This window comes from Kocuria sp. CPCC 205297, from assembly GCF_040981035.1.
GTDB lineage: Bacteria > Actinomycetota > Actinomycetes > Actinomycetales > Micrococcaceae > Kocuria > Kocuria marina.
The window spans coordinates 203,645-230,000 of record NZ_JAVKPY010000006.1 but is presented as its reverse complement, the minus strand read 5'-3'; the positions used below and the strand labels follow the sequence as shown (position 1 = coordinate 230,000).

Sequence of the window (26,356 nt, the reverse complement as noted above, 5' to 3'; positions counted from 1 at the left end):
CGGGCCCACGGAAGCGGTCAATGGCGTCATCGAGACCATGCGTCGCGTCGCCCGCGGCTTCCGCAACTTCGGCAACTACCGGTTACGGGCTCTGCTCGCCGCAGGCGGTCATCGCCCCTGGCGGAGAACCGCTACCCACACTCAGCTGTGAAGGCCCGCTTTGCCGATCACGATCACCGCGGCCAGAAGGATGACCTGCATGATCGCGGTGAGCCCGGCGACCACGACGGCTTTCGCGGTGACGATGCGTAGCGAGCTGTTGGGGCCGCTCATGAGGGCGTTCCAGTTGCTGCCGCGGTGCTCGACCCGCCACACGAGGGAGCCGAGGATCGCGATGCCGATTGCGAGAGGGAAGAGCCCGTAGAAGCCGACCGACTGCAGCCAGACGGTGTGCCAGCCGTTCTCCGGAGCACGGCCGTCGGCGAGTTGGGTGGCGGCGCCGGCGAGGACGAGCACGATGGGCAGGAGCACCACGATCGGCCACGCCAGGGAGCGCTTGAGCTTGACGAGTTCGGCGGACAGGGCGCTCATGTCAGGCCTCCTGACGATCGAAGCGGAAGGTGAGGACGGCGAACAGGCCGGCGACGATCACGGCGAGGGCGGCAATGCTCGGGTACGCGATCGGCAGCGCCTGGATCGCATCGCCCTGGTAGCCCGCAGCTTGGGCGAGCGCGTAGTAGCCCCACGGGGTGATGTGCGCGGCGGCGGCTGGGAGCCCCTGGGAGAACACGGCGAGGATGCAGCCGAGCACGCCGACGCCGAGAGCGACGAGCTGGTTCTCCACCTTCGCCGACAGCAGGATGTGCAGCGCGAGCACGGCGAGGTTGACCACGAGCATGCACAGCGTGAACCCGGCCCAATGCCCGAGCGGGGCCGGAGGCAGGATCCCGGCGAGCACCTTTCCGAACGCGAGCACGATCAGGCTCGTACCCACGGTGACGGCGGTGACGATCACGCCGAGCGCGGCGAACTTGGCCCGGCAGACTCCGCCGGGGGTGATCCCGGAGGTGGACTGCAGGAGCCACCCGTTGCCCTGGTGCTCGATGTCGGTCTGCCGGGAGGCGAGCACGGCGAGCAGCAGCGGCGAGAGCAGCGGGATGCCGAGTGACATTCCGGCCAAGAGTGCGTTCCACGCCCCAGGCGTGTCGGGGTTGAAGTCCGGGCTGGATACAAGTGCGAACAAAGACAGGGCCAGCACGCCCAGGACCATGATCGTCGCGATCAGCCCGACTTTCAGATGGCGCATCTTGGCGAACTCGTTCGCCACGGCCCGGGCGATCACAGTCCGCCTCCGGCGGTGAGGCTCATGAACACGTCCTCGAGCGTCTGCTCCTGACGCCGCACGCCGTAGATGCCGACCTTCTCGCCCACGAGGGCTGCGACGATCCCGGCGGTCTGCCGGTCATCCAGGCCGGGGACGGCGACCTCGCCCGTCTCGGTGAGACGGGCGCTGAACGACTGCAGCGTGACGGCGGCGGCGTGCGGGTTCGAGCAGGTGATGAGCACGTCCGGGTTGGAGGCGACCATCAGCTCCGAACGGGAGCCCTGGAAGATCATCCGGCCGCCCGAAAGGATGCCGAGCACGTTCGCGGTCTTGTCGATTTCGCCGAGCAGGTGCGACGACACCATCACGGTCACCCCGTCGTTCGCCAGACGGCGCAGCAGGGTGCGCATCTCCTCGATCCCGGCCGGGTCGAGCCCGTTCGTCGGCTCGTCCAGGATCAACAGTTTCGGCTGCCGAGCGAGCGCCATCGCGATGCCCAGGCGCTGCTTCATGCCCAGCGAGTAATTGCGGACCTTCTTCTCCATCTGATCCTGCAGCCGCACGGCGCGGATCGCGTAGTCGATCTGCTGCCGCTTCAGGCCGAGCATGCGTTGCACCAGGCGCATGTTGTCGGCCCCGTTCAGGTGCGCGTAGCCGGGAGGCGCCTCGATCAGCGAGCCGATGCCACCGAGCAGCTCGCGCCGGGTGCCCCGCGTCATGGGCTGTCCCATGATGCGCACCTCACCGCTGGTGGGCTGGATGAGCGAGAGCAGCATCTTCATCGTCGTGGACTTCCCGGCCCCGTTGGGGCCGAGGAACCCGTACACGCTCCCCGTCGGGACGCGCAGGTTCAAGTTCTCGACGACGGTCCGCCCGCCGTAGCGCTTGGTCAGATTCGAGGTTTCGACGATCGTGGAAGACATGCCTCCACGATCCCGAAAACAAGCCTGCGGATCGTCTCGCCCGCGGCATATCTTCCGCGTATCACTTCAGGCATACGCGACCGCTCGCGTATCCCTGAGGTGATAGCGGGCGCGGCCCGATATTCAGTTTTCGCCGGCGGCGACCAAGCCGGTCTCATAGGCCAGCACGACCGCCTGCACGCGGTCGCGCAGCCCGAGCTTGGTGAGGATGCGCCCGACATGCACCTTCACGGTGCCCTCCGCGAGCACGAGCTCGGCTGCGATCTCTGCGTTTGACAGGCCGCCCGCGACCAGTTGGAGCACCTCGTGCTCGCGCGGCGTCAACTGGTCCAGCCGCACGCTCGTCTCGCCCCGCGGCGTGGAATCCGGGCCCTCAGTAGCCGGACGGGAGCGAGTGAAATGGTCCAGCAAGCGGCGGGTCGTGCTCGGTGCGACGACCGCGTCCCCGGCGTGCACGTGGTGGATCGCGGCGGCGACATCCTCCACCGGGGTGTCTTTGAGCAGGAAGCCGGACGCACCAGCCTGGAGGGCGTCGTAGGCGTACTCATCCAGATCGAAGGTCGTCAGGATCAGCACGCTCGGCGCGTCCGGTTGTTCCCGCAGACGGCGGGTGGCCTCGACGCCGCTCATCCGCGGCATCCGCACATCCATCAGCACCACATCCGCCGGTGTCTGCTCCAGCAGGCTCAGGGCGGTGTCGCCGTCCTCGGCCTCACCCACGATCTCGATACCCGGCTGGGACTCCAGCACCATCCGCAGCCCCATCCGGATCATCTCCTGGTCATCGACCAGCACCACCCGCACCATCAGCCTGTTCCTTCCTCTCGCGGCAGCACGGCGACCACCTCGAACCCACCGTCCGTACGCGGACTCGTGGTGAGTGTGCCGCCGTGCGCGGCGACCCGCTCGCGCATCCCGACCAGGCCGTGCCCGCCCGGGCCCGAGAGCGCGTCACCGGCAGAGCCCGCGCCGTCGTCCGCCACGCGCACCTCGACCTCATCCGGCCGGTACATCAGCGTCACGTCGACGCGCCTTACAGCGGGGCCCGCGTGCTTGCGCACATTCGTCAGAGCCTCCTGCACCACCCGATACACCGTCAACTCCACACCCTGCGACAGTGGTGACGACTCGCCGCTCACGGTGAGGGCGACTGGCATGCCCGCCGCGCGGGACTGCTCGACCAGGGCGTCGAGCTGGTCGAGGCCCGGCTGGGGAGCGTGCGATCCTGGCTCGTCATCGCGCAGCACGCCCAGCATGCGTCGCATTTCCGCCAACGCCGTCCGCCCCGTGTCTCGCACCCTCAGCATGGCGGTCTTTGCCTGCTCGGGCTCGGCATCGACTTTCGTTGCCGCACCGTCAGACATCACGACGACGACGCTGAGGCTGTGCGAGACAATGTCATGGATTTCCCTCGCGATCCGCGCCCGCTCGTCTGCGACCGCGATCCTGGCGTTCGTCTCCCGCTCCCGTTCGGCTTGCTCTGCCCGCTCCCGGAGTCCGGCGATGTACTGCCGGCGGACGCGCACCAGCGTGCCCCACGTCCATACCCACAGCGTGACCACGACCAGCACGCCGAGCTGGCCGACATTGAGGAACGCGTCGCCGAGATGCGGAATGACCGCAACCAACAGCCACCCGACCGTCAACAGCGCACCCGTCAGCGAGATCCACCAGAGATAGAGGGTGGCGATGTTGTAGACGGCGAACAGGAGCATGGCGTCCACGGCGAGAACCGGCGCGTTGAACAGCAGCTGCAGAAAGGCCGCCGTCAACATGACCCCGAGCACGAGTAGCGGATACCGGCGACGCAACAGATGCGGGACGCAGAGCGCTGCCGAGGTCACGAGCAACCCGATCGCCGTCGCGGCATCGTCAGCATAAATCGGGATGATCGGCAGGTTGTACAGGAAGACGCCAACCGCGACCAGCAGGTCCATCAGCCATGCCCGCTCCCGCAGCCACGAACCGGGTCCCGGAACTGCCCCAGGCGCGTGTGAGGCCCCAGCAGCTGTTGCTGCACGCAGGGAACCCGGAGCCTTCATGCCTCCCAACGCTACCGCCGAAACCTGGACGGGCTGCCCTCGCCACCACGCCCTCGATCACTTCGACAGCGCCGCCACCCGACCAGATTCCGCTTGGCACCCCATCCTCGGTGTGGCGCCGTAGCGCGGAATCTCGGGTGCTCACCTGCTAGGTATGACGGTCTCGATGCGGGTGATGAGCGCCGGGGACGGCTACGAGTACCTGCTGCGCACTGTCGCCGCCGGTGATGGCGACCGGGACCTTTCCACTCCGTTGACGAGGTATTACACGGAGGAGGGAACACCTCCCGGCTTTTGGATGGGGTCGGGTCTGCCGTACCTCGGCACAGGTGAGCTCACCGAGGGCGGGCAGGTCTCCGAGGCGCAGCTCCAGCTTCTCGTCGGGATGGGCCGCGACCCGATCACGGGTGAGCCGCTGGGTGAGGCGTATCGGCAGTACGCGAGCGTGCAGGACCGCGTCGACCGGCGCGTCGCTGATCTTGGCCCGGAGCTGGGGCCGGTGTCGCGTGCGGAGCAGGTCGCGGCGATCGAGGCGGAGGAGGCTGAGCGTGGCACCCGTCGCGCGGTCGCGGGGTATGACTTGACGTTTTCGGTGCCGAAGTCGCTATCGGCGTGGTGGGGTGTCGCGGACGGAGGCACGCAATCCCTGATTGCGGACGCGCATCATCAGGCGGTTGCGGAGGTGGTTGCGTTCCTCGAACGCGAGGTTGCGACCACCCGCGTTGGCGCCGCCGGCCCCGAGGGAGCGGTCGCGCATGTCGATGTCGCCGGCGTCGTGGCGACGGCGTTCGACCACTACGACTCGCGCAGTGGTGATCCGCAGTTGCACACGCACGTCGTGGTCAGCAACAAGGTGCTCACGGTGCAAGACCAGAAATGGCGCACCCTCGCCGGACGGCCGGTGCACGCCTCGGTCGTCGCCCTATCCGAGCTGTACAACGCGACCCTTGCCGACCGCATCACGGGCATGTTCGGGATCGAGTGGGAGGCCAGGGAGCGGGGCCGGGATCGGAACCCGGCATGGGAGCTCGCCCCGGTGCCCGACGAGCTGATCTCGGAGTTCTCGTCCCGCACGCGGCAGATCGAGGAGGAGAAGACCCGCCTGATCGACGCCTACCGGGCCAAGCACGGCCGTGAGCCGTCGGCGAAGACGATCCTGAAGCTCCGCGCCCAGGCGACTCTCGCGACCCGTCCGGAGAAGCGGGTGCAGGCGCTCGCTGCCCTCACCGCCAACTGGCGCCACCGCGCCGGCGAGGTCCTCGGCGAGGACGCGAGCAGCTGGGCGCGCACGCTCACCACCGCGACCGAGCAGCAGACGGCGCTGTTGCGGGCCGACGACGTACCCCTGGACACCGTCACCGACCTCGGCCAGTCGGTCGTCGCTGCGGTGGGTGAGAAGCGGTCGACGTGGCGGCGCTGGAACCTCCACTCCGAAGCCTCCCGCCAACTCATGGGTGTGCGGTTCGCGTCGGCGGAGGATCGGGAAGCGATCACCGGGATGGTCACCGACGCCGCCGAACAGGCATCGCTGCGGCTCACGCCACCAGAGCTGGCATCGAGCCCGCTGCTGTTCCGCCGCGCCGACGGATCGAGCCGCTTTCGCCGCCCCAGCGCGGTGCTGTACTCGACCGAGGAAGTGCTCGCCGCGGAAGACCGCCTCCTGTACCGCTCGCACGCGACGACGGGGCCGACCGTCGGCCTTGCCACCGTCGAAAAGATCACCAGCAAACCCGACGCGGAGGGACGGCGGCTCGGACCGGATCAGACCGAAGCCCTCCAGCGAATCGCCGTGTCGGGCCGGGTCGTGGACGTGCTCGTCGGGCCGGCCGGTGCGGGGAAGACGACGGCGATGAGCGCGTTGAAGCGGGCGTGGGAGAAGCAGCACGGCGCCGGATCCGTGGTGGGGTTGGCGCCGTCGGAGAACGCGGCGCAGGTGCTCGGCGAGGAGCTGGGAATCGAGACGGAGAACACGGCCCGCTGGTGGCAGATGCACCTCCTCCACGGGACCACGTTCGACAAGGACCAGCTCGTGATCCTCGACGAGGCATCCCTCGCCGGCACCGGCTCCCTCGACCGCATCACCGACCTCGCCGAACAAGCCGGCGCGAAAGTCCTTTTGGTCGGTGACTGGTCGCAACTGCAAGCTGTGGATGCGGGCGGGGCGTTCGGGATGCTCGTCCACGACCGCGACGACGCCCCCGAACTGATCGACGTGCACCGGTTCACGCAGGCGTGGGAGAAGGCCAACTCGCTGGCCCTGCGGCACGGTCGTACCCCGGCGATCGACACGCTCATCGAGCACGACCGGGTGCGCGGCGGGGAACGGGACGCGATGGTCGATGCCGCCTACACCGCCTGGCGGGCCGACGTGCAGGCGGGGCGGGCGTCGATCCTCGTCGCCGAAACCCGCGACACCGTCACGCAGCTCAACGAGCGTGCCCGCGCCGACCTCATCCTCGACGGAACCATCACCCCCGGCCGAGAGGTCACCCTGCACGACGGCACCCAGGCATCCAAGGGGGATCGGGTCATCACACGGGAGAACGACCGGCGGCTGCGGTCGAAGAACGGCAAGAACTGGGTGCGCAACGGCGACCGGTGGACGATCACCGCCGTCGCCGGGGACGGGTCGATCACCGTCCGCCCTGCCGGGCGACGCTTCGGCGGATCGCTCGTGCTGCCGACCGCCTATGTGGCGGAGCAGGTCGAGCTGGGGTATGCGATCACCGGGCATCGCGCCCAGGGCGTCACGGTCGATACCGCGCACACGGTCGTGACGGCGACGACGACGCGGGAGAACTTCTACGTCGCGATGACCCGCGGCCGGCACGGGAACTACGCCTACGTCGCCACCGACACTGCCGACGACGCCCATGTCGCCCCGCACCCCTCCGACAACCCCGACGCCACCGCCCGCAGCGTGCTGTACGGGGTGCTCCAGCACGTCGGCGCGGAACTGTCCGCGCACGAGACCATCACCGCCGAACACGAACGCTGGGGGTCCATGGCCCAGTTGGCGGCGGAGTACGAGACCATCGCCCAAGCCGGCCAGCACGACCGCTGGTCTCAGCTGCTCACCGCTTCGGGCCTGGACGAGAAACAGGTCGATGACGTGCTGGGCTCAGACGCCTACGGTGCCCTTTCCGCCGAGCTGCGTCGCGCCGAGGCCAACCATCACGACCTCGACGCCCTGTTCCCGCGACTGGTGGCGGCGCGGGGCTTCGCCGATGCCGACGACATCGCCTCGGTCCTGCATCACCGCCTCGCCCGCGCCACCGCCCGCCCCGCCGGGTCCGGACGCACCCGCCGGTCACCGCGGCTGATCGCCGGGCTCATCCCGTATGCCTCCGGCGTCACCGACCCCGAGATGTACCACGCCCTCACCGAACGCGAAGAGCTGATCGAACACCGCGCATCCGCGGTCCTCGACCGCGACCTGAACGAGGGTGAACCATGGACGGCCGCGCTCGGAACCAAGCCCGCAGACGCACGTGCGGCTCAGCGGTGGCGGGAAGCAGGCCGGGTCGTGGCCGCCTATCGCGACCGGTACCAGATCACCGGCGACACCCCGCTCGGCCCAGGGCCCGGGTCGGATGCGCAGAAGCTCGACGCCGCCCGCGCCACCGCCGCGCTAACCCGGGCCCAGCAGCTCAGCCGCCACACCCCGAACACCGAGCAGCCGGACCTCACCATGGAGGCCCGGCAGGGGCGCGCGCTCTGACCCGGCGGATCAGAGGGAGCGGCCGGGCCGGTTCTGATCGACGGCATCGAGATCGCGCGCGGCGCTCAGGCCCGTGGTTCGTGTCGGGGCCTGGCGTCGTCGGTCGCTGGTGAGGGTGGCGAGGTCGTGGTGGCCGGTCACGAGGGCGGCGGTGCCCTCGCTCAGCAGCAGATGCGTGCCGGTGCTCGCCGCGGACGTGACCGGGCCGGGCACCGCCCCAACGCTACGACCGAGGGCATGCGCTTCGCGGGCGACGTGCAGGGAGCCGGAGCGTGCCCCGGCTTCCACGATCACCGTCGCCGAGGACAGTGCCGCCAGGAGCCGGCCGCGGGCGATGAACCGGTGCCGGGTCGGCGCCGCCCCGGGCGGCATCTCACTCATCAACAACCCCACATCGCCAACCTGTTCGAGCATGTCCCGATGCCCCGCCGGGTAGAGCCGGTCCAGGCCGGCGGGCATCACCGCGATCGTCTGCCCGCCGCTACTCAGTGCAGCGCGGTGGGCGGCATCGTCGATGCCGTAGGCGCCGCCGGAGACTACGATCTGCTCCGCGTGCGACGCATCGTGGGCGAGCTCGCCGGCGACGTGATCGCCGTAACTCGTCGAGGCCCGAGACCCGGTGACCGTCACCCGATCCTCCTGCCCGTTCGCGAGGAACGAGGTCGCCCCCTTCGCCCACAGCACGTACGGGGCACGATCGCCCAGCGCATCCACCGAGACCGGCCAATGCGCATCGCCAGGAATCAGCGGCGCATACGACCCGTCCAGCACCCCCGCCAGATCATCGCCGAGGCCGCCCCGTGAAGCGAACTCCTGCGCGGTGTGGTGCAGAATCGACGCTTCCTCGGCCCGGACGCCGAGCATCGATCCGCCCACGTCGAGGAGCCGGAGGGTCTCGACGGCGCCTTCGCGGCGCAGCAGGCGGCCGACGGTGCGGTCGGCCGGCTCGATCATCATCGAGAGCATCACGCGGGCCGTCCGCTCATCGGAGGCGTAGTCAGCCAGAGCAACCATGACCGGGTCCTTCCACTCACCAGGCACTACCAGCGCAGGTGAACCCGGCACCGCGACGAGACCCGAGACCTTCCCCTTCGCCAGGCCCCGGCGTAAACTAGGAGGTGAAGCGCAGGCATTCCATCTGCAGGGTCCTTCGGGATTGCCCCTTCCGGGGCCACCACCAACACGCCGCTTCTCGATCATTCGAACCGTGTTGAATGGAGGCCCACCGATGTTCCTCAGCGACCGCGTCCGACGCCGCTGGCGCCAGAGTGAGAACACCGCCCAGAACCTGGAACCGGCCCGCCGGCTCTTCCCGACGAACCGCATCCGCGATGCCGTCTACGCCCGCCGCGGACTCAAATGGGGCGTTCCCGCGATGCTGCTCGCCGCCCCCTACATCGCAGCCGTCAAGCTCCTGACCGACCACATCGAGCAGGGCGGCCCGGTTGGCTCCACCTGGTCGTCCTGCTGTGCGCATGGAACGCGCTCAAGATGCTCTGGCTCGGCCCGATGAGCCTCATCGCCCTCGCCCGCGTCCGCTACCGAGAGCACGTCCAGCGCCGCAACGCCCGCCGCGAAGCCGAGTCGCGCGGTACTACGTCGGATGAGGTTGTGGTCACGGCCGGAGGTGCGTCATGAAGGCCGTCACCTACCGGTACAGCGCGGCAGAGAACCCGACCTGGCTGGATCAGCAAGAAGCCGACTGCCGCCGCTACGCCGACGAGCACGGCATGACCGTCATCCAGGTCTTCACCGACGTCGGGCGCAGTCGCTACGGTCTGCAAGGCGTCCTCGATGCCGTCGCGCGGGAGGACGTGACCGGGCTCATCGTCACCGATCTTGCTCGGCTCGGCTCCAAGTACGCCGATCACGTCGCCGTCGTCCAGCCGCTCCCCGACGCCGGAGTCGACATCCACGTCACAAATGACCGCACGACGAGCTCCGTCGAGGAGAACCTGATCGCAGTCAAGCAGGCGCACCTCGATGCCCAGGCCCGGCGGCCGTTCCCCTCCGGTGGCAACGACTCCACGGACTGACCTGCTACAGCCGCCTGCCGAGGGCTCCCTGCGTGTCGGCCCCGAATGGGAGGGCAAACGTGAGATCCTGAACGGAAAACTTGGGTGGTCGGATGCTTGTGTGCGCTTCGCGCACCGCCCCGACGGCGGGCGAGCTCGCGGCAGGTCTCACAGAACCGCCTTCGCAGCTGAACGTGAGGAGGCGTGATGTCCACGATCGAGGATCTTCGGGGTCGCCTCTGGTCCGATGAGCCGTCGAAAGTGGACTTCCTCGCGGCGCGGGCCATCGCGGAAACGGTCTCCGACGCCGTGCTCGATGACGCGCTCGATCCGCTGGCGATCGGACTGTCCGGCCCGTGGGGCAGCGGCAAAACCACCGTCCTTGAACTCATCAAGGCCGATCTTGACTCCCGCAGCGACCCCGAGAACGCCAAGATCATCACCGTCCGCACCGACCCCTGGCGTTACGACCCTGCCGTGGGCGCGAAGGAAAGCCTGATCGGTGAGGTCCTCGACGCCATCGCGGCCGAACTCACCGAACGCCTCAAGGACGTCGAGGAGTCCAAGGGCGAGAAGATCAAGAAGCTCCTCAAGAGGCTCTCTGATCGGGTCGACTGGGCCAAGGCGGTCAAGCTCGCCGCCAAGTCTTCGCTCACCTTGCAGATCCCCGGTGTCAGCGACGTGCTGGATCTCATCCGCGAACCGGCGTCCGAGGGGAGTGACGCCGGGGACCAGCCGCGGGGGCTGGCCGGTTTCAAGGCTGAGTTCGCTGAGCTGTTGGGGGCCGAGGAGATGGCTCACGTGCGCCGGGTGGCGGTGCTGGTCGATGACCTCGACCGGTGCCTGGTGGATACCGTCGTGGAGACCCTGGAAGCGATCCGTCTCTTCCTGAGCGTTGAGGGCATGGCGTTCGTCATCGCGGCAGACGAGGACCGGGTTGCCGACGCGATCCGCACACGCCTGCCAGATTCGAGCATGCCCACGGAGCGCCCCGAGGACGAAGACGCTCTCCCGGCAGAGCCCCCGTCCAAGCTCTACCTGCACAAGATCGTCCAGACCACCGTCCCACTGCCGGCTCTGGGTGCCTTCGACACCGAGTCGTATGTGCTCTTGCTGCAGCTACAGAATCGCGTTGACCAGCGTCTCACCGATAAGCAACTGGAAAAGGTCATCACCGAATGCCACCGGCTCCGCATGGCCGGTGCTCTCGACGACCTCCAGGCGCCTGACGGGCTCGACGTCCAGCGAGAGCTGTCTTTCGCGCGACGGCTCACCACGATCCTTTACGAGAAGCTCCGGGGCAACCCGCGGCGCATCAAGCGATTCCTCAACGACCTGAACATCCGTCGATCCATCGCCGCGCGGCGGGGCATCGAGCTCGACTTCGACGTCGTCGCCAAGCTCATGGTTCTTGAGGTCCTCCTACCGGATCAGTTCCAGTCCGTGCTGTCATGGCTGCGAACCGGTGAGCTTCGAGATCGACTGGAGTCGCTGGAAGCGCAAGCCAACCGGCCGAAAGAACCTCCAGTTCCCGCTCCGCCAGCTGACCTGGCCGACCGCGCACCGGATGAACCCGAGACGGCTGCGGACGCGGCCGGAGCGGAACCGCCCGACACAGCCGAAGACGCCCGACCACCCGAAGCGGAGGAAGCGCCGACCCAAGCAGCGTCAGCAGCCGCGGTCGCCCCGCACTTCGCCGAGGACATGATCCGATGGGCCAAGCTCCCACCGGACCTTCATGACCTCGACCTGAGCCCGTACCTGCATCTGGCGGCATCCTTCCGCGGTGACCTCCTGGTCAGTGCAGAGCTCCCCCAACATCTCCGCGATCTGGCCGCACAGCTGGCCTCGACCCGGACGGTGGACAGGCGGCAACTCACCGACGAGAGCCTGCGAGCGCTCACGACTGACGATGTCGATCAGCTGCTGCGGCACCTGGGGCTGCGTGCACGAGACCGCGTCCAGGAGCAGCGCGGTGCGGTCGCCGGGATCGTCAGACTCGCCACCGCACATGTCGCCGTGCAACCGGCCACGCTTGACGCGTTTCGCCGGCTCCCGGCCTCCGACCTGCAGCCCGGTACCGCCGTCATCCTCGCCGGGGTCGATATCCCCGGGATGAAAGACGTCATCAACGCGTTGGCCGCGCAGCTCCCAGACGGCAACATCAAGAAGGCGCTCACCACGCCGCCACCGAAGGGCGGCAAGCGCTGATGGGAACAAAAGGCTCCTACTCCGGCAGCGCCGCCGGGGGTGACCTGCGCGACGGACTCGACGACTGGCTGGCCAGCCTCCCTGGAGCTGACGGCCAGGCCCCGCCACCCTCAGGCAGCCAGCCCTCGCTTCTCTCCCCGCTGAAGCCGTCCCCGAGCTCGCCAGCCGGCAGGGTGCTGCCCACGGCCGCGCTCTTCCGTTCCTCCCGCGGCGGAGGGGGAAGGGGCGGGGGTGGTGGCCGCCGGAGCAGCGAGAGCCTCACTCGATCGACGGCAGCCTCCGCGCGTTCCGCCGGCCGTGGAGCCGCAGCGGCATACGCGTACCGCAGCGGCGACGCGCAGACTCTCCGCGATCTCGGCCTGGACTACGACGCACTGCGAGCCAACCCGAACATCTTCGACGTCGCCCACCAGATCGCACAGAAAGTCTGTGAGGATCTCCCCGCGGGAACGATCGAAACTGCGGAGCAGATGGAGGTCGTCGGCAGGCTCGCCGAATGGCTCGTTGAGAGCGACAGCATGGGAACGGACGTGTCGCTCGGGCAGATCGCGGAGGAAGCGGTCGCCCTGATCCTGGCCGAGGCATACCTTGTGGAGACTGCATCCAGTCTGAACACCAAGGACATGTCAGGGGCCGAACGCGCGGCGTTCGAGGACGGGATCCGTCAGGCCGCGGAAGAGCTTGCCGCGCACGCGGACCTCTCGCCCAGCGGGCCCAGCGCCGAGGAGTTCACGCGCGCGATCGAAGACGGACTGGAATATCTCAGAACCATCCACGAGGCGGATTGAGATGGCGCAGTTCGACCTTCGTTTCCACGTCCCATCGGCACTCACTCCCGAATCCGCCGAGCGAACCTTCTACTGGCCCTCCGCTGGGGCCGGCACCTTCAACACCTCCCTGGGGCCCGGCTGGGCAAGCTCGGCCCGGTTCGACGCGAGAACATCGAACTGTTCCGCCTCGCCGCGATGGTCTACGCCGCAGACCGCTCCGTCCCGCGCCGGGCCGGCCGCGTCAACTGGACCCAACGCCACATCGCTCTGAGCGTCCCCGTCCACGACCCGGCACCCTGGAACGCCATAACGAACCAGCTGCAGCAGCTCCTCGACTTCTTGTCGGGTGACCGGTGGACGCTCGCCTTCCGTGCAGCACGCATCCCTCGTGAGGACATCGCGCCCAACGGGTATCCCGACGTGCAGCGCGTCGTGCTCATGAGCGGCGGCGCCGACTCCGCCACCGGTGCATTCCTGGCGCATACCCGGCCCGAACCGCACCTGCTCGTATCTCACGTCGGGGCGACATCGATCTCACCCATTCAGCAGGACGTCGCCGAACGCATCCGAAACCTCTGCCCCGAGGGCAGCACGCAGCAGCACGCGCAGATCCGCTTCACCCGACGCCAGACGCAACCCGGAGGCCACCGGTTCAAGAATGAGAACACCACGCGAACTCGATCGTTCCTGTTCCTTGCGCTCGGCCTCGCCCTTGCTTCGGTCAACGAGGTGGAGCTCTGGATCCCCGAGAACGGGTTCGCGTCACTGAACCCACCCCTGGGCCCTGACCAGCTCGGCAGTCTCTCCACCCGCACCACCCACCCATGGTTCCTCACCGAACTGTCCAGACTCGTCTCCGCCGCTGGCGCATGGGGAACCCTGTCCAATCCATTCGCGGCGCAGACGAAGGGCGAGATGTTCCGGTGGCTGGCGGACCAGGTCGGCGATGGCCCGGCCTCGGACCTGCTCAGCGCCACCAACTCGTGCGCGTTCACCAACCGACGATGGCTCGGCGTGACAGCGACCGATCATTGCGGAACGTGCTTCGGGTGCCTGGTGCGCCGGGCATCGTTTGCGGCCGCGGAACTCACCGACCGAAGCACCTACGTGATCGACGCCCCTCCCAGCGAGGCCGCGAGATCTCAACTCGAAAAGGCGTCGATCCTTCCCAGCATCCGCGGATTCGTGGCCCGCGGAATCCGGGTCAGCGACATCGCAGCGATGCGCCTGCCCGACGGGTACTCCGCATCCGACGCCCGTGACCTCTGCGTCCGCGGCGCACGCGAGCTGGAAACGCTGACATGACCAACTTCCCGGCCGTTGACCTCCACGCCCACATCGACCCGACGATCACCCCTCGGGACCTGCTGAACCTCCGAGCCGTGATCTTCGCGGCAAGCCGAAGCCTCGCCGAGTCGCGTCTCGCCCTCGATCGCCAGCACCACGACCTGCTCGCGATCTGGGGTGTCGGCGTTCACCCAGGAATGAAGACCGCACTCGACGGCTACGACCCCGAGGAGTTCGAGCGTCTGATCGCCCGCACCCCCTACGTCGGCGAAATCGGACTTGACGCAAAAGTCCCATCCCGCCTCGCCAAACAGCACGAGGTGTTGGCCTCGCTGCTCACGCAACTCCAAGCGAAGCCCCGACTAACGTCGATCCACAGCTACCGGGCAACCAACGAAGTCGTGGAGCATCTCGAACGCACCCCGATCACGGGTGCGATCCTGCACTGGTGGCTCGGCGATCGATCCACCACAAGGCGCGCAGTTGAACTCGGAGCCTACTTCTCGATCAACACCGCCACCCTGCGCCGAAGCGACGCCATCGACCTCATCCCCACGGACCGTCTCCTCCTAGAAACAGACCACCCCGATGGGAACCGCAGCGGAGCCCGCCCGCATCAACCGGGCAACGTCCGCGACGTCGAAGCAGCTCTCGCCAAGCAGCGCGGAGTCACCACCGCTCAGATCCGCGCCCATGCCTGGAGCAACCTCGCCACGCTTGTGAACATCACTGGTACGAAGTCTCTGCTGCCACCCCGAATCGCAGCAATCCTCGGGGCTATCGAGTAACACCCCGACAGGGGCGTCGAGACTCACCGCACTCGCCCATGAGTGTCCCGAAGCTTCACCCCCGCAGCGAGGAGCGCGACACGCACGGAACTGGGGTTGAATCCAAGGCGCGCGCCCACGCTAGCCAACGACTCGCCCTGTTCGTAACGGCGGCACATCTCAAGCACCAGCGCAGGAGAGGGCTTCTCTCGACGGAGCCGGACCCCTCGCTCGCGCAAATGGCTTGAGAGGCGTTCACGACTCACCCCCAGATCCTTCGCGATGGTCCGCAGGATCTCCCCACCCCGATACCTCCGCGCGGCCTCAAGCAGCATCGTTTCCGTCAAGCGCGTCACCGGGCGCGGCAACTGCTCCAAAGACGCCTGGTGAACCAACGAGTGCCGACGCCGAATCGCGTGATGCGACGACACGGCCCGCGTCAGCGCCGGGGCAAGGTTCGAACACTGTCGCGCTACCTCCACATTTTTCTCAGATCCCGTGTCCGGAAGGGCACGGGATCTTTGCTGTCCGCGCGCCGCGCTCCTGATCGATGGAGGCGGGAGCGCGGCCGCCGGACCGTCGCGAATATCTGTGCCCCGTGAAGACATGCGATTCGCCAAGGACATGTTTTTTCGGGGCACACGTGCATCGCCACCCATTGCCCCCGGAAGAAGGGCCCCATGCCCCAGCCCCGCAGCTACACGACGAGCGTCGCCAACGTGTACCCGCACTACGTGACCAAGGCGGGGAAGAAGAGTCGCACCAAGGACGAGGTGGACCAGATCATCTGCTGGCTCACCGAAACTCCCCCGAGCAGCTGCGGAGCCAGCTCGATAACAACGTCGATTTCCAGACCTCCTTCACCGACGCCCCTGCCATGGACAGCAAACGCTGCCTCATCACGGGTGTGGTCTGCGGCGTGCGCGGCGAGGAGGTCGAGGACCCCCTCCTGCGGGAGATCCGCTGCCTGGACAAGCTCGTCGACGAGCTCGCCAAGGGCAAGGCCATGGAGAAGATCCTCCGAGGCTGACCCGTCGCGCGCGGATACTGTGAGCCCATGAAGATCCTCGTGACCGGCTTCGAGCCCTTCGGTGGAGAGACGGAGAACGCGAGCGGCGTCGCTGTCGACATGCTCCGCGAGTTCGCGCCGAGCGACGGCGTATGCATCGCCACGGCGATCCTCCCCGTCACGTGGTCCGGCGCGGGTCCCGCGCTGCTGCGGGCCCTCGAGGAACACCGGCCCGACGCCGTCGTGGCCGTGGGTGAAGCGGGCGGCCGAACGGCCGTCACCCCTGAGCGGTGGGCCAGGAACGTGGGGCACGGGCGCATCCCGGACAACGACGGCGGGGTCCGCGGCGCCGCTCCCCTGGCCGAGGGTCCCGACCGCCTCGAGTCCCGCATTGACCCTTCCGCGCTCGCCCATGCCGTCCGGGACGCGGGCATCCCGGCCGAGGTCTCCGACGACGCAGGCGCTTTCCTGTGCAACGCCGTCTTCTGGACCGCGCTGCACCGCACGGATCTGCCCGCCGCGTTCATTCACGTACCCGCGGTCAGGTCGAGAGGATCAGCGGGGATCGGTGCCGAGACCGACCCGGATCACACCCCCGCGGATTCAGCGCTGAGTTTCGATGACCTCGCACACGCGCTGGCGGCCGCTGTCCACGCCGTCGCCCTCGAGTCAGGATCGCAGTCGGCCTGACCAGCCCCGGTAGGCCGGATCCACGCCACGGCCCCGAAAGGAGCTCAGCAGGGTTTCCACATCACGTCCCGCAGCCACCGCGTTCCTTGTGTCTGGCCTTTTCCTTCTGACCTCGTGCAACGGCGACCGGACGTCCGAGCCGACCCGAGCGAAACGGCCGCGGCGTCGTCGTTGGGTGAGCCCCGGACCGTGACCGAAAACTTGGACGCGCCGTGGCCCATTGCCTTCCACGGGGGCACTCCCCTGGTCAGCAAGCGCGACTCAGCCAGGATTCTGGAGCTCGACGACGCCGGGCAGGCTCGCGGGGTGGGCGTCGTTCGCGGCGTCGTACCGCAGCACGGATGTATCCGGCGTGGTCATGTCGCGGCGGCCAGGGCGACACATCGTCCCACGCTTTCCCGCATGCGGTGTGGAGCGATATCATCGCTCCATGGCGATTGAAGTGAGTGAGCTCCCCACGCTGGATGCACGAGCCACCGCGGCGTACGCGCACCTGTTCCAGGCGCTGAGTGAACCGACCCGGCTGGCCGTGGTGCAGCACCTGGCCTCGGGGGAACACCGGGTCCGGGACCTCGTGGAGCACATGGGCCTGGCCCAGTCCACGGTGAGCAAGCACCTGAGCTTCCTCGTGGAGTGCCACCTGATCCAGGCACGGCCGGAGGGGCGCGCCACGTGGTACTCGCTCACCCGCCCCCATGAACTCGCGGCCCTGATCGCAGCCGCGGAACGCATCCTGCACGCCACCGGCACCGACGCGGTGCTGTGCGCTCACTTGCGTCATCCCCCGCAGGGACCCGCCACCGGGACCGCGGCAGCGCGGGGCGGGGCGGCGTCGTCGTCGGGACGGGAGGCCGAGTAATGGGCGCCGGACACGTACACGGGCACACCCACGCGGGGGCCACGGGACACCCGGGGCGACTGCGGGTGGCCTTCGGATTGACCGCGGGGATGGTCGTGGCCCAGGCGGCGGGGGCGGTGATCACGGGGAGCTTGGCCCTGCTGACCGACACCGTCCACGCCTTGACGGATGCGATCGGGCTGCTCGTAGCGCTCGTCGCGGCGCACCTGATGACGCGCCCGGCCAGTTCCAAGCACACGTGGGGCTTCCGGCGCGTGGAGGTGATCGCGGCCCTCGGCCAGGCCACCCTCCTGCTGGGCGTGGGGATCTTCGCCGCTGTGGAGGGTGTCCGGCGGCTCGTGGAACCGCGCGAGGTACCGCCCACGGAGCTGTTGGTCTTCGGTGCCGTGGGGTTGGCGTGCAACGTGGTGGCCATCCTGGTGCTGTCCTCGAGTCGGGAGAGCAACTTCAACATGCGTGCCGCGTTCCTGGAGGTCGTCAACGACGCCCTGGGCTCGCTGGGCGTGATCGTGGCCGCCGTGGTGATCGCGACCACCGGGTTCCAGCGCGCGGACACCGTGGCGGCACTGTTCATCGCCGCGCTCATCCTCCCCCGCGCCGTGCGGATCATGCGCGAGACCGCAGCGGTGCTCATGGAGTTCACGCCGCGCGGCCTGGATCTGGACCTGTTCCGTGAGCACATCATGGCGCTGCACCACGTGGTGGACGTGCACGACGTCCACGCCTCCACGGTCGCCACGGGCTTGCCCACCATCAGCGCGCACGTGGTCGTGGAGGACGAGTGCTTCCGGGATGGGCATGCGGCAGACTTGCTCCGGGACGTGAAGACGTGTGTCGCGGAACACTTCGACGTGTCGGTACACCACTCCACGTTCCAGATCGAAACGGCGGACATTCGCGATTCGGAATCCCACGAGGTTTTGCACGCCTGACTCCGCCGCAATGCCCACACCCCGGGGGGACACCATGAGGGAACCCACCAGCACGCTGTTCACGGACGTCGTCGTCTTCGACGGCACGGACTTCCACTCCGGGACCAGGGACGTCCTGGTGCGCGAGGGACGCATCGAGCGGGTGGCCTCGCACGGTGAGATCCAGGCCTCGCAGGACACGCGCACGGTGAACGGTTCGGGACACACGCTCACCCCGGGGTTCATCGACTGCCACGTACACCTGACCGTGAGCAACGCGGGGTCCCTCGCGGGTTTCGCGGAACCGTTCTCCACGCAGTTCTACCGCTCGGTGGACAACATGCGCCGCACGCTCGACGCCGGTGTGACCACCGTGCGCGATGCCGGTGGTGCGGACGCCGGCCTCAAGCATTCCCTGGCCACCGGGCTGGTCCGCGGACCACGCGTGAAACTCTCGGTGAGCATCATGTCCCAGACCGGGGGCCACGGGGACAGCTGGTTGCTCTCGGGTGCGTGCTCGCCCATGCTCGCGCCGCACACCGGCCGCCCCGACGGCGTGGCCGACGGTCCCGAGGGCGTGCGGCGCAAGGCCCGCGAGATCCTGCGGGCCGGTGCAGACCAGATCAAGATCTGCTCCACGGGCGGCGTGTTGTCCCCCGACGACGATCCGCAGCACTCGCAGTTCGGCCCGGACGAGATCGAGGTCATCGTGGCCGAGGCCCGCGCACAGGGTGCCTACGTGATGTCCCACGCGCAGGGTGCCCCCGGGCGTGGTCGAGAAGGCCCGCCGCGTGGCGCAAGCCCACAGCGCGTCCGTGGCCAAGGCCCACGACGCTGGCGTGAAGATCGCCATGGGCACGGATGCGGGCGTGGGCGCCCACGGCGAGAACCTCGAGGAGATCGAGCTCATGGCGGCCAACGGAATGTCCACGGTGCACGCGTTGCGTGCCGCGACATCCACGGCCGCGCAGCTCATCGAGGAACCGTGCCTGGGCAACCTCGAGCGTGGCGCCACGGCGGATCTGGTCCTACTCCAGGGTGATCTTCACCGCGAGGGCGTCACGCAACTGCGCGGCCGGGTCCGCGGGGTGTGGCAGGCCGGGGAACGGGTGCGCTGAGCGGGGCGCACCGCCCCGGCCCCCGGCCGGAACGTCAGGCGCGCGCCAGACGCTCCCACGCGAGTTCGGCGAGGGCCGCGGCCTGGGCACCGCTCCGCCGGGTCCCTCCTCGCCGGGCTGGAACATGAACACGACGTGGCCCGCCAGGTCGTCCCGGCGAGCGCTCAGCGGTGTGGCCGCGCCCACGAGACCAGCGGTGTGCAGGTCGGGCCGCAGTGATGTCGCGTCGTCCAGGAACGTCACGCGACCTCCTCGGTCCGGGCGAGCGGTTTCAGTCCCCGTCCGCGGGTATCCCCGTGAGTTCTGGTCCCGGCGCGAGCCGAACCGGGCCACGGGCTGTTGTGATGTCCACTGCCTCACCTTTTTGCTGCACCGTGATCTCCCCCACGTCCGCCAGTTCCCGGGCCACCGCCCGCACCCCGGGCATGTCGTCCCGCCATTCGTCCCCGCCCAGGGTCCGGGCGACGTCGGACGGGCAGATCGTCGTGCCCGCTCGGTGCCGCAGCAACGCACGGATCGTGGCCGCACGCCGTTCCCGCAGCCCGGGCTCCGAGGGGCTCTCCTACCACGGGTCACCTCGCTCCCCCAGCGCGACCTTCGCGTCCTGGACCCGCTCGCGCGCGTGTTCGTCCTTGGACTTCACGGCTCGCCGGGCGCTCATGAGTTCGCGGACGAGTTCCTCCCGGAACTTCTCGGGGATGCACGGGTCCGTGGCGCGCCATGTGCGCCCGTTGACCACGATGTGGTGCCCGTCCGCAGTGCGTTCGGGGCCCGACGACGCCGCGGTCGCCGCGTCTTTCTTTTCCGGGGTCATCGGCGCAGCCCCCCATCCAGTCCCAGGCGGGAGATGAGTAGTTCGTGGCGCGCCAGACCGGCCGTGACCACGGAAGGGTTCTGGGCGTACCAGCGCAGGTGTTCGGCCGCGATGTCCTGTTCCGGGATGTGTTCCCCGTGGATGATCCAGTCGTCGTGCGGACCCCCGATCAAGTCGTCGGGATCGTGACCGAGGGCTTCGAGCGTGCTCGCGTATATGGGAGCGCGGATCCCACCGAGCAGTACCCGCCCGGGATCGGGGACGGTCGCGCTGAGGCCGGCCTCCGCCAGGATCGCCGCAGCGACCTCCGTGAGCACACCGTTACCCGGGTGATTGATCACGTGCACGGCATTGGGGCCGGCGGCATCCAGGATCGAGGCGGCATCGAGGGCATGGTGCGCGTCCTGCCGCACCCGCAGCTGTCGCAGCGACTCTTCCCGTGCCGCCCACACTGCCTCCGGGGTCGGGCGGGTCAGCTCCACCGTGGACTCACCCCGGGCCGCGGCGGTCAGCACCCGCAGGTCGTGGTACGGGGCCACGGGAGGGTCCCCCACGCCTGGGGCCCGCACGATCGCAAGCGTGGGCATGAGCGCGGTCCAGCGCATGACCGGGATGCGCACGATCCGGGCGTCGTCGGCCAAGCGCGGGAGGACGTCGTCGTTACCCAGGGGCAGGCTGCGGTATCCGGCCACGACCGGTTGGGTCACGAACAGGGCGAGCCGCGGCAACAGGGCGTGCAGGTGGGGCAGGTCCTGCTCGGTCAGTTCGTGCACGGGTGGCAGGCGCACGCCGTACCACGCACCGGCCAGTGCGCCGTGGAGCAGGACGCGCAGGGACTCGGCCTGACAGTTGCCGTACACCGCGAACAGCGGGACGTCGGGGAGTCCGTTGAGCCCGTAGAAGTCCCCGTAGTGCACCCGGCGGCCCGCGATGTGTGCGTCGTTCGTCGGTTCAGTGGTCATGTCCCACCCTGTCCTCGAGTCGTCGTGCGGTGTCCGCGGCGTGGACCGGGACCTGCGGATCGTCCGGGTCCACGTCCACCGGATTCGATTCTGCCCGGTTCACGGCACGCACGGAACGCACCGTGAGCAGCCCCGGCACATGAGTCTCCCCGCGTTCGCTCCACCGACGCAGGGGCACGTCCAGTGTGAGGGGCGCGTGGACATCGGCGAGGACCACGGCCCGGTCGAGCACGTTCTGCGGTGGTGCACCGATCCGGATCCGGGGGTCCTCGGCGAGCGCGTCCGGGACCTCCGCGCGGTCCACGAACCACACCCCGGCATCCGTGTCGCGCAGGACGTGGGCTGCGGTGAGGTAGGCCTCGGCGGCGTCGTCGTGCCCGTGCACTTGCACGACCGCCCACGGTTGGCCGAACGCGACACCCGACCCGCGCGTGCTGCGCAGTGGGATCCGCCGGGCGAGGGCGAGAGTTTCGGCGTCCTTGACCGCGCGCGTGGCACTGCGGCCGGCGAGGTCGGGACCGTCGTGCCACGCCCCGGCCCCCGGTACGTGGGTGAAGCGCGCCCCCGCTTGCCAGCAGCGGTACGCCAGGTCCCAGTCCTCGCCGCCGTAGCCCACGAGGGTCTCGTCGAAGCCACCGCAGCGCTCGAAGAGTGCGCGGTCCATCGCGAGCAGCGCGCTGATCACGAGCCGGAAGTCCTCGGTCCCCGCGTCCGCCAGATCCGCCGTGCGGGCGTAGCCGTCCGCGAGCCACACGGGATCCTGCAGCCGACGTGCGCCGGGGACGTCCTCGCCCGCGACCCAGCGCAGCACGGCGGGCACGTTGAGGCCGTCGAGCGCCGCGTGATGGCGAGCGCCCACCGCGAGCGCGCCGTGGCCGTCATCCGCACGGGTGAGCCCGGTGAGCATCGCGGAGACGAACCCCGGCTCGGGGATCATGTCCCCGTCCAGGAACACGAGCACATCACCCCGCGCAGTGCGCGCCCCGAGATTGCGCGCCGCGCCCGCACGGAAGCCCCGGTCCTCCTGGCGCACCACGGTGCATGTGAACGGGACGGGCGGGATCGTGGGGGCCTCTGCGGAGCCGTCGTCGGCGACCACAACCTCCACCTCTTCTACCGGGTGGTCCTGCTGCGCCAATGCGGCGAGCAGACGGTCCAGGCCGCGCTGGTTCTCGAAGTACGGGACGATGACGCTCATCGACGGCGCGCTCACAGCGCACCTCGCCGAGGTGTGAGTCGATCCCCTGTGATCCGCTCCCATTGCATTGCGGCGGCAGCAGCCGTGCCGGGGACCTGAGCTACATCCCACGCGGCGGGATCGATCCACGTGGCGGCGGGATCCTCCAGTGCGCGAGCAAGCGCCGTCGGGAGGTCATCGGTGAGCGTAAGCGCCCATGGGGCCCGCGCCGCGAGTTCCTCGAAGAACGGGTGGGGCGTCACGAGGGGTTTGCGCCCGCTCGCGATCCACCGGCCCACCGATCCGGAGGCCGACACGTGGGACGGTGCAACCACCGGGACCGTGATCTCTTGCGCGGCGCGGGTCAGGGCGGCGTCGGGCAGGAATCCCGTGGCGCTGAACGAATGCCCGAGCGCACGGGCCGCGGCGTCCAGGGCCGGGACGAGGTCGTCGTGACCGTCCGAGGGGCGGCCCAGCGCCACGACGTCAACCGGGGTGAGCACACCTTCGAGGGCCGCGACCACACGGTCGTGGCCCTTGCCCGGATACAGGAAGCCGAGCATCGCCACGCTCGGAGTGCCGTTCGCCGGGTGACGTCGCGCGGCCGCCCACTCCCCCGGCTCCGGCGGATCGATGGGCAGCGGGTCCACGAAAACGGCGGTGACATCGGCTGCGACGAACCGCTCGAGCTGGCGACGTTCCGACGCGCTGCTCACGATCACGGTGCGCGCGAGGTCCGCGACGCGCGCATAGGCGGCACGTCGCGCCTCGAAGGCGTGGCCGTCCGACGGCTGGGGAATGTCGTGCAGGGTCACCGAGACGGGCCGGACCCGAGCCAACCGGGCGATCGTGTCCGCGGCGGCCGTGGTGGAATCGCCGAACACGCGGTCGGTGAAGTGCAGGTGCACGGGGGCGTCGTCGCGGAGCAGGCCGGGCAGGAGTTCGTCGACCGTGCCGGACACCGATCGGGCTTCCAGGGTGTGCCGCGCGAGTGCCTCGGCATGCATGCGTACACCGTGCTGGGCCGGGCCCACACAGGCGAGGAGGGGAACTGTCACCGCCCCACTGTATCGACCCGGCCATCCATCCGGCCCCCAACATCTGTGTCCCGGAACAACACGTGGATTCGAGAATCCGTGCATTTTCGGGCCTCAGGTGTTGTGCAGCCCGGCTGCCGCGGCGGTCAGGAGCGGGCGGGCGGGTGGGTACCGGGTGCGTCCGAGAGGGCCCGGGTGGGCATCGCATGCGTCTTAAAGGACCCGGGGTGGCTGCCGGTCACACCCCGCACGTCGTGGCGGAACTCACTTCACCCGTGCACTCGTTGCACTTGTGCAAGTTTACACTCGTGCATAGGATTTTCGTCGTGCCTGAATCCCATCTCTCCCTGCGTGAACGCCACCGTGTTCGCACCCTCGCGGAGATCCATCGCGCCGCGCTGGAGCTCGCGACGTCGGGGAATTACGCCGACACCGCCGTGGAAGCGATCGCCGAACGTGCCGGGGTCTCCCGCAGGACGTTCTTCAACTACTACTCGTCCAAGGAGGACGCGATGCTGGGGCTCACCCCGCCGCGACTGTCCGAGGCCGCTCGCGAGCGCTATACGGATCCTGACGCCGGGGACGAGTTCGCTCGCACCGTGCGCCTGTTCGTAGACGTCCTCCGGGACGCCACAGGACCCCCGGAACTGGCCACGCGCCGTCGTGAACTGGTGTGCGCCCACCCCGAACTCAAACGGCGCATTGGGATGCACATCACCGCGGTGGAGAACCTCGTGGTCTCCACGGTCACCGAACACTCCGCGCGCGACACCCCTCCCCGCTCGGAGGAGACGACCCACGCGTTCGTCCTGCTGGCCGGCTCGGTCATCAAGTTCGTGTTCCGTACCAACACGCATCTGGCCACCACACCCGACGACGCCGCCATCCAGCGCGCGCTCGACCACGCCATCGGCGTCTTCCGCACCGCTCTCAAGGAGATCTCATGACCGCCACCGCCACCCGGGCTGCATCCAGCCCTCCTGTGGACGAGAAACCACCCCACCTCGGACTGCTGTTCGCGAGCCTCATGGTCGTCATGCTGCTCGCGTCCCTCGGGCAGACCATCCTCTCCACCGCCCTGCCCACCATCGTGGGGGACCTCGGCGGTGTGGACCACATGAGCTGGGTCATCACCGGCTTCATCCTGGCGTCCACCGTGATGATGCCGGTCTACGGCCGCATCTCCGATCTCCTCGGCCGCAAGCCCGTGCTGATCGCGGCCATCGTGCTGTTCATCGCGGGCTCCGCCCTGGGTGCGGCGGCCGGGACCATGAGCTGGCTCATCACCGCCCGCGTGGTGCAGGGCCTGGGCGGCGGTGGTCTGATGATCCTCGCCCAGACCTCCATCGCGGACGTGGTCCCCGCCCGTGAGCGCGGCAAGTACATGGGCGTGATGGGCGCCGTGTTCGCCGTGTCCTCGGTGGCCGGGCCGCTGCTGGGCGGCTGGATCACGGAGGGCCCCGGCTGGCGCTGGGCGTTTTCCTTCAACATCCCACTCGGCATCCTGGCCATCATCGCGGTGGCCGTGTTCCTCAAGCTGCCCCGGCGGCCCCGTGAGGAGCGCGAACGCATCGACTATTTGGGCATGATCCTGCTGGCCGGTGCCACCACGTGCCTGATCCTGGTGTGCACGTGGGGCGGGACCCAGTACGACTGGAACTCCCCGCAGATCCTGCTGCTGTGCGCCACCACCCTGGCCGGGGCCATCGCCTTCGTGATCGCCGAGACCCGCGCGAGCAGCCCCGTGATCCCCCTGTCCCTGTTCAAGGACCGCAACTTCACCCTGACCACCGTGTCCGGGCTCGCGGTGGGCGTGGCCATGTTCGGCGCGATCGGCTACATGCCCACCTACATCCAGATGGTCAGGGGCGTGGACGCCACCCAGGCCGGTCTGCTCATGACCCCCATGATGGCGTCCCTGCTGATCACCTCGATCGTCTCGGGCCAGATCGTCTCCCGCACGGGCCGGTACAAGCTGTTCCCCCTGGTGGGCATGGTGATCATGGGCATCGGCCTGTGGCTGCTGTCCACCCTGGAGGTCTCGGACTCCACCGTGCGGATGTGCGTGTTCCTCGCCGTGTTCGGCGCGGGCATCGGGCTGAGCATGCAGATCCTGGTGCTCATCGTGCAGAACTCGGTGCCCAACCGGATCGTGGGCACCGCCACCGCCTCCAGCAACTTCTTCCGCCAGGTGGGAGCCACCGTGGGCTCCGCCGTGGTGGGCTCGCTGTTCATCTCCCGGCTGAAGGACCTGCTGGCGGAGAACCTGCCCAAGATCCCGGGCAAGTCCGCCGGGGCGATGGACGCCAACTCCTTCACCCCGCAGAGCGTGCACGGGCTGCCGGCCATGTTCCGCGACCCGGTGATCCAGTCCTACAACGACGCCCTGCTGCCCATCTTCCTGTTCATGATCCCGCTCGCGGTGCTCGCGTTCGTGCTGCTGCTGTTCGTGGAGGAAAAGCCCCTGGCCACCCGCGTGGACCTGAGCACGGGCGAGATCTCCACGGTCGAGGCCACCGCCACCGAGTCGCAGGCGGCAGTGGGCGCCTCGGACCGCCCCGCAGAATCCCCTCGTCAGCCGGGGACCGTGACGGACAGTGCCGCCTCTGAGTCCCCGCGAACCCGGGAGACCTCGCAGGCGTCGGCAGCCACGCAGACCGCGGCCCGCCCGCCGCGCAGAGGCCGACGCGGTGGCCGCCCGGCGCCGCGCCACCGGGCCTGAAAGAGCGCTCCGGGATCCGAGTGATGCACGCCGTTCGCACCCCGGGACCAGCCGCTC

Annotated in this window: 26 protein-coding genes and 3 pseudogenes; 17 read left to right on the top strand and 12 right to left on the bottom strand. The window is 68.9% G+C overall.

The annotated features are described in order from the left end of the window. The coding region (locus tag RF650_RS07710) for a transposase (RefSeq protein WP_368814314.1) at positions 1 to 151 on the top strand (151 nt) is incomplete at its 5' end. Here RF650_RS07710 and RF650_RS07705 read toward each other — a convergent pair. The 5 genes from RF650_RS07705 to RF650_RS07685 all read right to left on the bottom strand — a co-directional run bounded on the left by RF650_RS07705 (position 142) and on the right by RF650_RS07685 (position 4,124). After that, positions 142 to 531 (bottom strand): ABC transporter permease, encoded by a 390-nt coding sequence (locus tag RF650_RS07705; RefSeq protein ID WP_368814561.1) that lies wholly within the window; start codon positions 529 to 531, stop codon positions 142 to 144. The genes RF650_RS07710 and RF650_RS07705 overlap by 10 nt on opposite strands. 1 nt (position 532) lies before the next feature. Beyond that, entirely contained in the window at positions 533 to 1,282 is a 750-nt protein-coding gene (locus RF650_RS07700; protein ID WP_368814560.1) for an ABC transporter permease, read from the bottom strand. Beyond that, entirely contained in the window at positions 1,279 to 2,187 is a 909-nt protein-coding gene (locus RF650_RS07695) for an ABC transporter ATP-binding protein (RefSeq protein ID WP_368814559.1), read from the bottom strand. The genes RF650_RS07700 and RF650_RS07695 overlap by 4 nt, the downstream gene beginning before the upstream one ends. Before the next feature lie 123 nt (positions 2,188 to 2,310). After that, positions 2,311 to 2,994, bottom strand: a complete 684-nt coding sequence (locus tag RF650_RS07690) for a response regulator (RefSeq protein ID WP_368814558.1) — start codon at positions 2,992 to 2,994, stop codon at positions 2,311 to 2,313. After that, the gene (locus tag RF650_RS07685) at positions 2,994 to 4,124 is read right to left on the bottom strand and encodes a sensor histidine kinase (protein WP_368814557.1); all 1,131 of its coding nucleotides are present in this window, start codon (positions 4,122 to 4,124) and stop codon (positions 2,994 to 2,996) included. Before RF650_RS07685 ends, RF650_RS07690 begins: the two co-directional genes overlap by 1 nt. 259 nt (positions 4,125 to 4,383) lie before the next feature. Here RF650_RS07685 and mobF point away from each other — a divergent pair, with 259 nt between their 5' ends. After that, entirely contained in the window at positions 4,384 to 7,950 is a 3,567-nt protein-coding gene (mobF, locus tag RF650_RS07680; protein ID WP_368814556.1) for a MobF family relaxase, read from the top strand. A 9-nt stretch (positions 7,951 to 7,959) separates the two neighbouring features. Here mobF and RF650_RS07675 read toward each other — a convergent pair whose 3' ends face one another. Then, complete coding sequence (locus RF650_RS07675; RefSeq protein WP_368814555.1) at positions 7,960 to 8,964, bottom strand: DNA-processing protein DprA; 1,005 nt, start codon at positions 8,962 to 8,964, stop codon at positions 7,960 to 7,962. Between the two features lie 214 nt (positions 8,965 to 9,178). Here RF650_RS07675 and RF650_RS07670 point away from each other — a divergent pair, with 214 nt between their 5' ends. From RF650_RS07670 to RF650_RS07610, 13 genes and pseudogenes are all read left to right on the top strand, one after another. Beyond that, the gene (locus RF650_RS07670; protein ID WP_368814554.1) at positions 9,179 to 9,463 is read left to right on the top strand and encodes a hypothetical protein; all 285 of its coding nucleotides are present in this window, start codon (positions 9,179 to 9,181) and stop codon (positions 9,461 to 9,463) included. A gap of 121 nt (positions 9,464 to 9,584) precedes the next feature. Beyond that, the gene (locus RF650_RS07665; RefSeq protein ID WP_368814553.1) at positions 9,585 to 9,986 is read left to right on the top strand and encodes a recombinase family protein; all 402 of its coding nucleotides are present in this window, start codon (positions 9,585 to 9,587) and stop codon (positions 9,984 to 9,986) included. 186 nt (positions 9,987 to 10,172) lie between these two features. Next, positions 10,173 to 12,176 (top strand): P-loop NTPase fold protein, encoded by a 2,004-nt coding sequence (locus RF650_RS07660; protein ID WP_368814552.1) that lies wholly within the window; start codon positions 10,173 to 10,175, stop codon positions 12,174 to 12,176. A gap of 173 nt (positions 12,177 to 12,349) precedes the next feature. Then, the gene (locus tag RF650_RS07655; protein WP_368814551.1) at positions 12,350 to 12,964 is read left to right on the top strand and encodes a hypothetical protein; all 615 of its coding nucleotides are present in this window, start codon (positions 12,350 to 12,352) and stop codon (positions 12,962 to 12,964) included. Positions 12,965 to 13,141: 177 nt separating this feature from the next. Next, positions 13,142 to 14,251 (top strand): hypothetical protein, encoded by a 1,110-nt coding sequence (locus tag RF650_RS07650; RefSeq protein ID WP_368814550.1) that lies wholly within the window; start codon positions 13,142 to 13,144, stop codon positions 14,249 to 14,251. Next, the gene (locus RF650_RS07645) at positions 14,248 to 15,021 is read left to right on the top strand and encodes a TatD family hydrolase (RefSeq protein WP_368814549.1); all 774 of its coding nucleotides are present in this window, start codon (positions 14,248 to 14,250) and stop codon (positions 15,019 to 15,021) included. The genes RF650_RS07650 and RF650_RS07645 overlap by 4 nt, the downstream gene beginning before the upstream one ends. Before the next feature lie 659 nt (positions 15,022 to 15,680). Next, positions 15,681 to 15,755, top strand: a pseudogene (locus RF650_RS07640) (DUF2200 domain-containing protein); the annotation flags it as partial. A gap of 32 nt (positions 15,756 to 15,787) precedes the next feature. Further along, positions 15,788 to 16,030: a DUF2200 family protein gene (locus tag RF650_RS07635; RefSeq protein ID WP_368814569.1), complete on the top strand. Its 243-nt coding sequence runs from the start codon at positions 15,788 to 15,790 to the stop codon at positions 16,028 to 16,030. A gap of 27 nt (positions 16,031 to 16,057) precedes the next feature. Further along, the gene (locus tag RF650_RS07630) at positions 16,058 to 16,699 is read left to right on the top strand and encodes a pyroglutamyl-peptidase I (RefSeq protein ID WP_368814548.1); all 642 of its coding nucleotides are present in this window, start codon (positions 16,058 to 16,060) and stop codon (positions 16,697 to 16,699) included. A gap of 430 nt (positions 16,700 to 17,129) precedes the next feature. Beyond that, complete coding sequence (locus tag RF650_RS07625) at positions 17,130 to 17,558, top strand: ArsR/SmtB family transcription factor (RefSeq protein WP_368814547.1); 429 nt, start codon at positions 17,130 to 17,132, stop codon at positions 17,556 to 17,558. Beyond that, a complete protein-coding gene (locus tag RF650_RS07620) occupies positions 17,558 to 18,490 on the top strand; it encodes a cation diffusion facilitator family transporter (protein WP_085106452.1) in 933 nt (310 codons plus the stop codon). Before RF650_RS07625 ends, RF650_RS07620 begins: the two co-directional genes overlap by 1 nt. Before the next feature lie 10 nt (positions 18,491 to 18,500). Further along, positions 18,501 to 19,169 (top strand): annotated as a pseudogene (locus RF650_RS07615) (amidohydrolase family protein); the annotation flags it as partial. A gap of 58 nt (positions 19,170 to 19,227) precedes the next feature. Then, on the top strand, positions 19,228 to 19,587 hold the full coding sequence (locus RF650_RS07610; protein WP_368814568.1) for an amidohydrolase family protein: 360 nt from the start codon (positions 19,228 to 19,230) through the stop codon (positions 19,585 to 19,587). 84 nt (positions 19,588 to 19,671) lie between these two features. Here RF650_RS07610 and RF650_RS07605 read toward each other — a convergent pair. The 6 genes and pseudogenes from RF650_RS07605 to RF650_RS07580 form a co-directional block, all read right to left on the bottom strand. Continuing rightward, positions 19,672 to 19,830 (bottom strand): annotated as a pseudogene (locus tag RF650_RS07605) (M20/M25/M40 family metallo-hydrolase); the annotation flags it as partial. A 28-nt stretch (positions 19,831 to 19,858) separates the two neighbouring features. Then, positions 19,859 to 20,128 (bottom strand): DUF3253 domain-containing protein, encoded by a 270-nt coding sequence (locus RF650_RS07600; protein ID WP_368814567.1) that lies wholly within the window; start codon positions 20,126 to 20,128, stop codon positions 19,859 to 19,861. 21 nt (positions 20,129 to 20,149) lie between these two features. Then, the gene (locus RF650_RS07595; protein WP_368814546.1) at positions 20,150 to 20,401 is read right to left on the bottom strand and encodes a hypothetical protein; all 252 of its coding nucleotides are present in this window, start codon (positions 20,399 to 20,401) and stop codon (positions 20,150 to 20,152) included. Continuing rightward, the gene (locus tag RF650_RS07590) at positions 20,398 to 21,363 is read right to left on the bottom strand and encodes a WcbI family polysaccharide biosynthesis putative acetyltransferase (RefSeq protein WP_368814545.1); all 966 of its coding nucleotides are present in this window, start codon (positions 21,361 to 21,363) and stop codon (positions 20,398 to 20,400) included. The genes RF650_RS07595 and RF650_RS07590 overlap by 4 nt, the downstream gene beginning before the upstream one ends. Further along, on the bottom strand, positions 21,353 to 22,576 hold the full coding sequence (locus RF650_RS07585) for a glycosyltransferase (RefSeq protein ID WP_312919020.1): 1,224 nt from the start codon (positions 22,574 to 22,576) through the stop codon (positions 21,353 to 21,355). The genes RF650_RS07590 and RF650_RS07585 overlap by 11 nt, the downstream gene beginning before the upstream one ends. Further along, positions 22,573 to 23,598: a hypothetical protein gene (locus RF650_RS07580; protein WP_368814544.1), complete on the bottom strand. Its 1,026-nt coding sequence runs from the start codon at positions 23,596 to 23,598 to the stop codon at positions 22,573 to 22,575. Before RF650_RS07580 ends, RF650_RS07585 begins: the two co-directional genes overlap by 4 nt. 305 nt (positions 23,599 to 23,903) lie before the next feature. On the opposite strand from RF650_RS07580, the gene RF650_RS07575 reads away from it, so the two are divergent. Together RF650_RS07575 and RF650_RS07570 are read left to right on the top strand one after the other, a co-directional pair. Beyond that, positions 23,904 to 24,524 carry a TetR/AcrR family transcriptional regulator gene (locus tag RF650_RS07575; protein ID WP_144931415.1) on the top strand — a complete coding sequence of 207 codons (621 nt, stop codon included), beginning with the start codon at positions 23,904 to 23,906 and terminating at the stop codon, positions 24,522 to 24,524. Next, the gene (locus RF650_RS07570) at positions 24,521 to 26,299 is read left to right on the top strand and encodes an MDR family MFS transporter (RefSeq protein ID WP_206399408.1); all 1,779 of its coding nucleotides are present in this window, start codon (positions 24,521 to 24,523) and stop codon (positions 26,297 to 26,299) included. The genes RF650_RS07575 and RF650_RS07570 overlap by 4 nt, the downstream gene beginning before the upstream one ends. Positions 26,300 to 26,356: the final 57 nt, after the last annotated feature.